The 11,154-nt window shown below is 47.7% G+C and carries 7 protein-coding genes; 5 read left to right on the forward strand and 2 right to left on the reverse strand.

Features of this window, described 5'->3' with window-relative positions; translation table 11 throughout:
• Positions 1 to 40 precede the first annotated feature (40 nt).
• The gene (locus A7K91_RS02825) at positions 41 to 1,768 is read right to left on the reverse strand and encodes an ABC transporter ATP-binding protein (protein WP_068679452.1); all 1,728 of its coding nucleotides are present in this window, start codon (positions 1,766 to 1,768) and stop codon (positions 41 to 43) included.
• A 254-nt stretch (positions 1,769 to 2,022) separates the two neighbouring features.
• On the opposite strand from A7K91_RS02825, the gene A7K91_RS02830 reads away from it, so the two are divergent.
• The 4 genes from A7K91_RS02830 to A7K91_RS02845 all read left to right on the forward strand — a co-directional run bounded on the left by A7K91_RS02830 (position 2,023) and on the right by A7K91_RS02845 (position 7,490).
• A complete protein-coding gene (locus A7K91_RS02830; RefSeq protein ID WP_068679453.1) occupies positions 2,023 to 3,465 on the forward strand; it encodes an ABC transporter permease in 1,443 nt (480 codons plus the stop codon).
• A 14-nt stretch (positions 3,466 to 3,479) separates the two neighbouring features.
• On the forward strand, positions 3,480 to 4,988 hold the full coding sequence (locus tag A7K91_RS02835; protein WP_425415637.1) for an ABC transporter permease: 1,509 nt from the start codon (positions 3,480 to 3,482) through the stop codon (positions 4,986 to 4,988).
• Between the two features lie 104 nt (positions 4,989 to 5,092).
• A complete protein-coding gene (locus A7K91_RS02840; RefSeq protein ID WP_068679454.1) occupies positions 5,093 to 6,925 on the forward strand; it encodes an ABC transporter substrate-binding protein in 1,833 nt (610 codons plus the stop codon).
• An 88-nt stretch (positions 6,926 to 7,013) separates the two neighbouring features.
• Complete coding sequence (locus A7K91_RS02845) at positions 7,014 to 7,490, forward strand: hypothetical protein (RefSeq protein ID WP_068679456.1); 477 nt, start codon at positions 7,014 to 7,016, stop codon at positions 7,488 to 7,490.
• Positions 7,491 to 8,068: 578 nt separating this feature from the next.
• Here the strand turns inward: A7K91_RS02845 and A7K91_RS02850 are convergent.
• Positions 8,069 to 9,001, reverse strand: coding sequence for a DMT family transporter (locus A7K91_RS02850; protein ID WP_068679459.1), 933 nt, complete (start codon positions 8,999 to 9,001; stop codon positions 8,069 to 8,071).
• A gap of 124 nt (positions 9,002 to 9,125) precedes the next feature.
• Between A7K91_RS02850 and A7K91_RS02855 the strand changes: the two genes are divergently transcribed.
• On the forward strand, positions 9,126 to 10,502 hold the full coding sequence (locus A7K91_RS02855; protein ID WP_068679465.1) for an aminotransferase-like domain-containing protein: 1,377 nt from the start codon (positions 9,126 to 9,128) through the stop codon (positions 10,500 to 10,502).
• Positions 10,503 to 11,154: the final 652 nt, after the last annotated feature.

An 11,154-nucleotide genomic window follows, 5' to 3' on the forward strand; every position in this document is an offset into this window, starting at 1 on the left:
CCTGGTTCGCGCTTTTGTCACGATTATTCAACCCGTTGCTTTAACTCTGCGCTACAGCCAGCCAATGCCCTTTTCTAACCTCCACAAAAGTGGAACGGTCCAAGCCGTAGGGGTCGCTTTTTCCCGCCTCTGCATTTATGATCGGCTTTTTGCGGGATTGAATCTCGGGGTCCGGCACCGGAATGGCCGCAAGCAAAGATTTGGTATAGTCGTGCAGCGGGTTGGCATACAGCTCCTCGCTTTCCGCCAGCTCCACGATTTTCCCTTTGTACATCACCGCAACCCGGTCGCTGATATGCTTGACCATGGAGAGATCATGCGCAATAAAGAGATACGTCAGGCCCAGCCTCTCCTGAAGCTCCTCCAGAAGCTTGACGATTTGCGCTTGTATGGATACGTCCAGCGCCGACAACGGTTCGTCGCAAACGATCAGCTCCGGCTCAACGGCTAACGTACGGGCAATACCGATTCGTTGTCTTTGTCCGCCGGAAAATTCATGAGGATACCGCATGGCATGAGAGGCGTCCAGACCAACCAGATCCAGCAGCTCCTCCACCCTTCTCAAGCGCTCCCGCTTGCCGGAGGCCAAGCCGTGCACGTCCAGCGATTCCCCGATTATATCCGCAATTCGCAGGCGGGGATTAAGAGAAGCGTAAGGGTCTTGAAAAATCATGCCCATATAGCGGCGCATCCTCTTCATTTCCGACCGGTTCAAATGCTGCAGGGGAATCCCCTTGAACAACACCTCTCCGCCCGTCACCTCGTTAAGGCGCAAAATGCTGCGGCCTGTCGTTGATTTGCCGCTGCCGGATTCTCCTACAACGCCAAGCGTTTCGCCCGCCCAAACCTCAAAGCTTATATCATTTACTGCCTTTAGCACTTGTCCCTTGCCCATGTTGAAATGCTGCTTCAGAGAGGAAACCTTCAGAAGGGGCAGCCCTTCCTGCTTGACGGGCACCGCCTTGGGCTTTTTCTTCTCGTCCAGACGCGGCAATGCGCCTAACAGTCTTTTGGTATAGGGGTGAGAGGGATTAGCGAATATTTCGGCTGTTGTTCCCGTCTCCACAATTTCGCCTTCCTTCATGACAACAACACGGTCGCACATGCCGGCTACAACGCCTAGATCATGCGTTATCAAAATGATGGCCGTGCCGAATTTATTCTGGAGCACCTTCATCTGATCCAGAATTTGCGCTTGAATCGTTACATCCAGCGAGGTCGTAGGCTCGTCCGCAATCAACAGGGAGGGGTTGCAGGCAAGCGCGATAGCAATCATGACCCGCTGCCTCATACCGCCCGAAAATTCATGAGGATATTGCGTATACCGGGTTTCACCGTTAGGTATGCCAACAAGCTCCAGCATCGCGATCGCCTCCTTGCGGGCCTCCGCTTTGCCCAGCTTGCGATGCTTGATCAGTCCCTCTTCGATTTGCTTGCCGATTCGCATGGTCGGATTTAAGGAAGACATGGGATCCTGAAAAATCATGCCGATATCCCGGCCTCGAATCCTCTCCATCTCCCGATCCGATTTGTAGGCCAGGTTGTCTCCTTTAAAAAGAATCTGGCCGCCCTTAACCATGGACGGAGGTGATGGAAGCAGGCGCATGATGGAACGCGCCGTTACGCTTTTGCCGCTGCCTGATTCTCCGACAATGCCCAGCGTCTCCCCTTCGCGAACCTGAAAGCTGACTCCCCGAACGGCTTCAACCTCCTTGTCCCTGGCAAAAAAGGATACCGCCAAATCCTTAACCTCTAACAATACACTCATGTTGTCACCCGCATCCGCATTTTTATATATTTAGCCATGCATTAATTGTTATTCAGGATATACTATACATAGTAATCGCTTAAAACACTGCTGAACGCTTCATTTGTATTAACTAATCCTTATTATATATTGTATAATGAGGATTGTGTAAGGAGTGGCGTGTTTTTATTGACATTTTGAAGTTCTTAAAATAAAATCTACTATATCAATCGGAATAATGCAAATTAAAATAAATGATAAAGGGGCGGACTAGCTTGACAGGGCATGTTGCATCAAGAAAAAACGGCATCGCAGACGGAATGGCATCCCTCTATCGCAAAATGCTTCTACATCCGTCCTACCGCTTCCTTCTGTTGGTACTCGGCGCGCCGCTGACCATTCTTCTTTACCTTTTGCATCGTCATCGCCTTACAAAAGGCGGTTATCGCACAATTACTGAAGCCATCAGCAAGGAGCTGCTTCAGTCCGGTCTTCGCGACGAGCTGCTGCAGGAAGCCAGGGAGCAAATATCCCGCAAGCATATCTTTTTCGGCAAAAAAACCGGAAAAGAGGAGCTGGAGAAGGAAGCCTCGGCATTAGCCGATACCCGCTTTAATGCCAGGGCTCGCGAGCAGCTTGCGCGCAAGCTGGAGGAAGCGGATAGTCCTCGATTGTCCTTTGCCGATACATACCATGACTTTATTAGCCATCCCGGTTATTTTGCACTATCTCTTGTCATTGGATTCCCCATGTACCTTTTGATGGCCCTTTACGCTAATCCCTATTTGAAATATATTGCGGAAAGACTGGTTATGACTGTGTTTGTCATCCTTGGGGTTGCCGTTCTTGTTTTTACGATTCTGTATGTGTCTCCGATGAACCCGGCGGCCAATTTGCTTGGAGAAACAGCTACCGCCGAACAAATAGCTGCCTTTAACGCAGTCTATGGGCTGGATCAGCCTTATCTGGTGCAGCTCTGGCAGTCGATAAAAGGAATTATAACCTTTGATCTCGGCAAATCATTTGTTGGCAACGAATTAGTGGCAACGGCCATTTCCAACAAATTTCCGATCACATTGACGCTTTCCGTGGTCGCAACTCTTATTGCGGTTGTTATCGCGCTGCCGATCGGCATTATTTCGGCGACAAGACCCAATTCCTTTTTTGACTATACGTTTATGTTTATCGCTCTGCTGGGATTGTCGATTCCAAACTTCTGGCAAGGCTTGATTTTTATTCTTAACTTCTCGATCAAGCTGCCGTGGTTTCCGGCGACCTACAACCCCAACAACTGGATGTCGGCCGTCATGCCGATTGTTGTGCTTGGAACCGGCTTTACGGCTGCTGTTGCCCGGATGACCCGCTCTTCGACGCTTGAGGTCATTCATGAGGACTATATTACAACCGCCAAAGCCAAAGGCTTGCGTAACGGGCAGGTGCTGTGGAAGCATGCCATCGGCAATGCGCTTATTCCCATCATCACGGTCATTGGACTTATGTTCGGCGGAATGCTGGGCGGCGCTGCCGTGACGGAAAAGGTGTTTAATATTAGCGGTATCGGAAGCTACATTGTCGACCGTCAATTCATTCCCGATATTCCCGCCATTATGGGCGGCGTCGTTTACGTAGCCATCACCATATCCATCGTAAATGTTATTGTGGATTTGCTCTATGCGTTTTTTGATCCGCGGATTCGTTCCAAAATGAAACAATACTGAAGCAGGTGCCGACCGTGAAAAATGTTTCGTTAACCAAGCAAGAAATGAATTTTCGGCTAAAATCCAATCCCGAATACGGGCAAGCCAGCTTTGCCGGACTGATTTCGCTGGCGCTCGCCGTTTTGCTGCTATGGAATGCTTATAGCCCAGCGGACGGGAGCTTCAAGGCTGTTGGACTGGGAGCCGGCATTGCCTTTGGCCTTTTCGGCTTGCTGCAGCTCGCTGTCTGGTATTTGATCCGGACGAACCTTATCCGGCATGCCGCCATAGGAAAAGCAACCCGCGGACTTGGCTTTCTGCTGCTGCCAAGCTTGTTCACCGGCAATGTGTTCGTTGCTTCGACCGCGTTCCATTTAGTGAAAAAAAAGAAATACGCCGCTTATACGCTGGCTGTATATTCCTTTATGACGACCGTGCTTGTATTTGGCGTAACGGCGTTAAATCTGTTTAAGCCTTATGTAGCCAATGGCTTCCTGTCCGGCATGACGCTGCTGCTGATTGCGGGATTCATTCAATTGATAGCACTGCTGCTCATTGCAAAATACGGGGGCGAGGCCGTTATTCCCCGCTGGATGGCAATTGTAGCCATTGCTTTGCTGGCAACGGCGGCAACCGGCAATTTGTTTTCCTTATTCCTTAGCTTGATGCTGTTCGCCAAGCTCCGTAATCGGGGGTTTACTTCGGGCTCGCGCTTTGGCGATGTTTTTGAACGGTTGTCCAGAAGCTCAACCTCCATGCTGGGCCTGCTGTTTGTTACCTTTCTGCTGACTCTGTCGATTACCAGTCTGATTACGTTTGATTACGGGCTGGCAATTGACAACAATTATAGCGCTATTCTTCAATCTCCAACGGCTGAATATCCGCTCGGTACGGACAATTATGGACGGGATCTTTTTTCCCGCATCGTGTTCGGAGCGCGTATCTCTCTGATTGTTGGCTTTTTGACCACGTTAATTCCATTGCTGATCGGCGGATTATTGGGAGCTTTATCCGGTTATTACGGCAAACGCACGGACAACCTAATTATGCGTGCTCTGGATGTTTTGTATGCCGTTCCCGCTATCCTGCTGGCCATTGCCATTATCGCGGCTTTTGGGGCAGGCACCGTCAATCTGATCATCGCGCTTAGCGTCAGCTCCATCCCGACCTATGCGCGAACCATGCGCGCCAACGTGCTTCAGGTTTCGACGCTGGAATACGTTCAGGCTGCACGGGCTTTTGGCTCCAACGACTGGATTATTTTGTTCAAGCACATTCTGCCGAATTCCGTGGCGCCTATGATTGTGCAATCGACGCTGACGATTGGCTCCGCCGTCATTTCCACCAGCAGCTTGAGCTTCCTCGGTCTTGGCGTAGAGCCGCATATTCCGGAATGGGGCAATATTCTGAAGCTGGGAAGCGCCTATCTGGAGACCCATTCGTTTACGGCCATTTATCCCGGGTTAGCCATCATTTTGCTGGTATTGTCCTTTAACTTCCTAGGCGACGGCCTGCGCGATGCGCTTGATCCGAAGCTGGACTAACGTTTTGGACCTCATTCATATTCCGTCGCCATTGCCGCTTCAATGGATAATGGCGAAGCATGAATGTGAGTTAACATAAATCAAACACACAGGAGGAGAAATTCATGCAAAAGAAAATGAGGCTGGTTGCTCTGCTATTTGTAAGCTTGGCCGTTCTGCTAAGCGCCTGCAAGCTAACCACCAAAAACGACGTTAACGAAGCTAGCCCAACTCCAGCGGGCACAGAGGCTGCCGTTGATAATAATCCCGTTGATATTGAGCTGCTCGGGATGAGCTCCAATGAGGCCGATCTGAACATCGTGCGCGACCAGCTGAACAAAAACGGTTTTAACGTTAAACTGAACATTCAACCCGACTATGGCAGCTTTAAAACACAAGAGGATGCCGGAAACTTCGATATTTCCATGTCCGGCTGGACCACGGTTACCGGAAACCCGGACTATGCCGTTCGTTCGCTGTTCAAAACAGGCGGCGATTACAGCAAGCTGTCCGATCCCGAAATCGACGAGCTGATTGAAAAAGCTTCCACTCAAACACCAGACCAATACAAGGAAACCTATAAGACGTTTGAAGAAAAGCTGGTATTCGAAAAAGCATATATCGCGCCCCTTTACAGATCGCTGAAATCCCAAGCATTTAACCAAGAGGTGCTGAACAAGGATTCCGTTCGTTTGTCCAAATCGCGTTCCCTGCCTTGGGAAGCATTAGACTTTAACGACACCTCCAAACGTGAAACCGAGGCGCTGGTTCTGCAATCGACTATGCCGACCTTGACGTCGCTTGATCCGATTAAAGGCAATGACGGCTCCATCAACATTATCAACACCAACTCCAACGTTCGTGTCGTTAACCTGACCGACGATGACAAAGTAACATCGGAAGGTTCGTTGTCCCTGAACCATGCCATTGCAGAAGGAAACTCCGAATATTACTTTATTCTGAGAGACGACATCAACTTTGCGCGCGTTGAAAACAAAGCAGCTGTTGATTCCGGCGAGCGCGTAGGCGCAGACGACGTTATTTTCTCCCTGCTGCGTGCAAAGGACAAAAATTCCGTGCCTGACCACCGTACGTATACGCTCCACGAGCATATCCAAAACGTTGAGCTTGTAACGGATCTTGCATCGCTGGAAGCATTGAACGTATCCGGCAGCTCCGAAACGGTAAAAGCAGCTCTTGAAAACGGCCTGCCATCCAAAATTTCCGAGCTGGTATCGGATAAAAAACAAGCAAGCAATAAAGACGGCAAATACCAGGTTGTTAAATTGACAACAACCAAACCTTTCCCGCAAGTTCTGAACTACCTGGCCCACCAATCGGCCGGCATTGTATCGCAAAAGCAAGTTCAAGCCATCAACACCTATGACGTAGCCAAATTCGACGTCAACAAGGACATTCCTTACGGCGACCAAAACACCGTAACGGAAGGCGCTCAATACAACAATACCTTGTATGCCAGCGGTCCTTACATTTTGGCTTACAAAAACGATTACGAAGCTGTTTTCTTCAAAAACCCGGGCTACATGAAGGGCACTGAAAACGAGCCAAAAATCAAAAGCATCAAGGTTCGCTTCATCAAAGACGCAGACAGCACTTTGGCTGCTCTTCGCAGCGGCGAAATCCACTTGTACTACGGTGTAAGCGAAAATAAATTCGACGTTGTAAAGGGCGACAGCAAGCTATCGCTGCAAACCGTTCCAAGCAACGCTGTTTCGTACCTGCTGTTCAACACCAGCAACCGTCCTGTAGCAAAAAGCGTAGATTTGCGTAAAGCTGTGTTGTACGCCATCAATCAGGATGAAATTTTGGCATTCTACGGCGGCAACAAATTCAAGGCTGTATCCACGCTCAGCCCGCTTGTTGATACCGGCCTGGAGCTGAAAGCCGACGCTGGTAAAGTCAAGGAGTTCCTGAACGCTTATAAAGCAAGCAAATAAACCGCTTTTCGCAATCCGCAAGAGACGGCCTTAGACGGCGTCTCTTGCTTTTGCATTAGACACCTTAATGGAAAGAGGAGATGTCCGCATGACCCATTCATTATCGCAAGCAAAAGCCAAACTGTCCCAATGGGATGCCTTGATGCTGGAATCGGTCAAGGCTTTGGGATGGACTAATGATCAGCTTATCGAAAAGGTACTAACGGGCAATCTTCCGATTGATGAAAGCAAGTTTCATTTTGATTACAGCCTGTTAACGACGTTTGCCAAAGAGAATGAAGAATTGTTCAAAAGCGCTGTGCAGGAAGGCTATCAAATCAAATATAACACGATCCGCGGCATTCACAGCTGGATTCTCGTTGCGTTGAAGCAGGAGGGCGTGTTATCGCTTGAGGCTGGTGAAGAGGCAGTCACCGCCACCCTGACGGATTCGGAAGCGAAGCTGCTGTCCTCCGTTCTTTCATTTGGCTGGGCATTGACTCCTGCCGCCGTCCAAGAAGGACAAGCCGTGTCTGAAGGCAAAACAGTGTATCGAATCAAACCGGCGGCAAGGGGCAGTTTATAAGCTATATAAGTTCAACAAAATTGTGGTGGCAGAGGAGTCTGCCGCATGAAGGTTCTTCCGATCGCAGTGGTGGTTTCCAAGTTTGATGTTAACACCAGGACTGTCGGAAAAATAGTCTTTTAACCCCCAACTTAAAAAAGCAAACTCCTGCAACGCTGATCAAAGCGATTCCGAGAGTTTGCTTTCTTTGCTTTTTTTTCTTTTTAGCTTCTTTATTTTCTTTAGCTATTTTAGCGTTTTCTGGCTCAACCCAATAATCAGTGCTTGACACAATGAGAATGTGTCCGTTACAAATCCTATCCTCACGTAAACAAAAAGCTAAGATTTGTACGATAATTCACTCAAAATACGATTGGATCGACCGGAATACATACAACTTATACGAAATATCGTACAAAAATAAAGGAGCGTTCCCTTTGAACAGGTAATGTTGTACGATTTATCGTACAACACGACACTAAGAGCATTCAGAAGCACAACTTTTATACGTAAAATCATACAAAATGTAACATCCATGAAGATTCAATAGGTAGTTCCAATACGTGAAGCAGTAACTTGCCCTACTCACTATACTCACTCTACTTAGCTGCAATTCGTGCTTTCAAATTGCTAGTGTTTCTGTTGGTCCCCAATACTCCCGCAATAATCAAAAACGCTCCAATGTAGTGATACATGTACAAGGGCTCACCCAGAATCAACGCCCCGCCTGCAATGGATATCAGCGTTGCCAGGTTGCTGAATACACTCACCTTGGATGCCTCCAAATGCGTTAAAGCGTAGCTGGACAGCAAGGTGGAGCCCATTGTGGACAAGATGGCCAGATAACCAAGCGCACCCAGATAACCAGGATTAGAAAGCGGCTCAACATAAGCGGCCATTGTTCCGTTCAACGCATGACGAATGAGAGCTGCCTCATTAAAAACAAGGAAGCCAAGCGCCAATGTTACCCATGTAAGCTCCATTGGCTTGTAGCGGCGGGTCAATGGCCGCGCAAGTACGCCATAGCCTGCAAAACATAAAGTAGACAGAAGCAGCAAGCCAACACCCTGAAAATTATCTAAGGAAAACCCAGCGCCTCTCATAACAAAAATAAAAATAACTCCGCCTATCGACAACAATAAACTCAGCTTCTGTACCATCGTTGTTTTTTCTTTTATAAACAATGAGGCCATTAATAATGTAAACACAGGTGCTGTCGCCTGCAAGATACCGGCTTCTGACGAGTTGGATGTAACCAGTCCAAATGCCTGAAACAAAAAGAATAAAACCGGGGACAATAGCCCCAGGGGAATAATCCGCCAAATATCGCTCCATTTCAAATTCCACTTGAACCATCCTAGTGCAATTGGAATACTTACGACAATCAAAGACAACGTAAACCGATGCGCCAACACATCCATGGGATGAGCCTGCTGAACGGTCAATTTAACGAATAAAAAAGACAACCCGATAATACTCGCATATAGAATAGCTGCCAGATATGCATATTTTTGCGAACGTGATGTGTTCATAGTTGGTTTCCTCCAATTATATATGTTGTCCCAAGCTGCTTCTATAGTGTATATTGCCGCTTATTGCGTTACAATGTGTAAAAAGATAAATTGTACCGGTACACTTTATAAAGGCGGGTTTTTTATGAAAAAATACGAACAAATCGCTGATGCAATCTTGCAGTGGATTAGAGAGCAGCCTAATGGCTCCGATTCTGTTCATCATAAAGTGCAAGGCATCAAACTGCCTGCAGTCCGTACGTTGGCCAAGCAGTTTAATTGCAGCATAAGTACGGTTATCCGGGCTTATTCCCTATTGGAGGATCGGCATCTCGTTTATGCATTGCCTCAGTCCGGCTATTATGTCGTCAGAAATGGAAATGTCGACAGCGAATCTTCCCTGGGCGAAGGTCCGCTTGACTTTGCTTCCGCTGCCCCTGACCCTCGTGTTTTTCCATATGGAGATTTTAAGCACTGCATCGACCAGGCGATGGAGAAAAATCAAGAGGATTTGTTTCTTTACGGAACGGAGAGAGGACTTCCCTCTCTTATTGGGCTGTTGCAAAATCAATTTGCAGATTATCAGGTTTTTGCAAAGCCCGAGCAATTTTTTATAACCTCCGGTGTTCAGCAGGCTTTGGCAATCCTTGCCTTGATGCCTTTCCCTGGCGGGAAGCGTCATGTGCTGCTAGAGCAACCGGGTTATCATAATATGCCCCCGTTGCTCCGGAGCCTAAACGTTCCCATGCTGGGTGTTCCGCGCAGCTTTGAAGGGTTGGATTGGGATGTATTAGAACAACGGTTTCGTGAAGACTCACTCAAATTTTTCTATGTAACGCCGCGATTCCATAACCCGTTAGGAACCTCACTGTCTGCAGCCGACAAAAAAAGACTCCTTGCTTTGGCAGCAAAATATGATGTGTATCTTGTAGAAGACGATTACCTGGCCGATCTGGAGGATAACTCCAGACAAGACCCCCTCTGGTCTTACGACACAGAAGACAGAGTTATTTATTTAAAAAGCTACTCCAAAATTTTGTTCCCTGGCTTACGTATTGGAGCTGCTGTTTTGCCAATTGCATTATCTCAAGCCTTCAGCCTGCACAAACGAATGCTCGATATCGACAGCTCCATTCTTTCCCAAGCTGCTTTGGATATGTATATTCGGAACGGAATGTTTAGTCAGCATCGGAAAACAATTCAATCCAGATACACAGGGCGAATGAACAAGCTTTTTGAAGCAATGAACGCTTACCCGGACTTTGCACCATTCCAGCTTGCGCCTCGTACAGGCGGCGAGCACACCGTTCTTCCGCTGCCGGATTATGTATCGCTGGATATGCTAATAAAGCGTCTAAAAGCCCAAGGCATCGTCGCGGGCACAACTGAACCTTATTTTTTCGAAAAGACGGCTGCTCCCAAAATGCTGCGGCTTAACATCTCCAACATCCATGAGGATCTTATCGAATCTGGAGTGCATATCCTTCACCAGACACTTTCAAGCATCATCAAAGAACGGTGACCTTTACCTCTCATTCCTAGAGGGTTGCACTCACATCCATAAGCCAGATGGATGAATATTCAAATTCACAATAATAGGCCTGTTCCATATGATACATATTCATATACACAATTACAGGCCTGTCTCACAGGATACAGATTACTGTGGCAGGCTTGTAGAACTCTAAGGGGTTGCGAGAGTCCAGGATTTTGCGAAACCTTACTGGAGCCGGACATCCTTGTCCGTTAGCGCATCAAAAAGCATAATAAGTAAATTGTAAAGGACATCACTGTCCGTAAAAGGTAAAAATCAGCGAAATTAGCAAGGTATTTATGCGCTAACGGCCACATCTGACCGTCAAAGTTTCTAAAACCTCGAAATTGCCCCTCTAACACTCACCGATGACCGTTACATAAAAAACTAACCTATTCGCATCCAACAAAGCGTTATCCTGGAAGCTGCTACAATACCTTTAGTTCAATACCCAAGCTATGCCGTCGATCAATACACACTTTCTATCACCGCAAAGCAAATAATTACCGCACAATTGTGTGATTGTGTGGTAGAAATAGGATAGCTACTGTTTTACTTGGATCGAGTAGGAGGCTACCCATTAGTTGAGTAGCCGACCTCTCACACCACCGTACGTACCGTTCGGTATACGGCGGTTCAA

The organism is Paenibacillus oryzae (assembly GCF_001675045.1).
Taxonomy (GTDB): Bacteria; Bacillota; Bacilli; order Paenibacillales; family Paenibacillaceae; genus Pristimantibacillus; species Pristimantibacillus oryzae.

Coding starts and splice junctions, on each gene's coding strand:
- A7K91_RS02825 (WP_068679452.1), bottom strand. CDS start 1,768: ATGAGTGTATTGTTAGAGGTTAAGGATTTGGCGGTATCCTTTTTTGCC.
- A7K91_RS02850 (WP_068679459.1), bottom strand. CDS start 9,001: ATGAACACATCACGTTCGCAAAAATATGCATATCTGGCAGCTATTCTA.
- A7K91_RS02855 (WP_068679465.1), top strand. CDS start 9,126: ATGAAAAAATACGAACAAATCGCTGATGCAATCTTGCAGTGGATTAGA.
- A7K91_RS02845 (WP_068679456.1), top strand. CDS start 7,014: ATGACCCATTCATTATCGCAAGCAAAAGCCAAACTGTCCCAATGGGAT.
- A7K91_RS02840 (WP_068679454.1), top strand. CDS start 5,093: ATGCAAAAGAAAATGAGGCTGGTTGCTCTGCTATTTGTAAGCTTGGCC.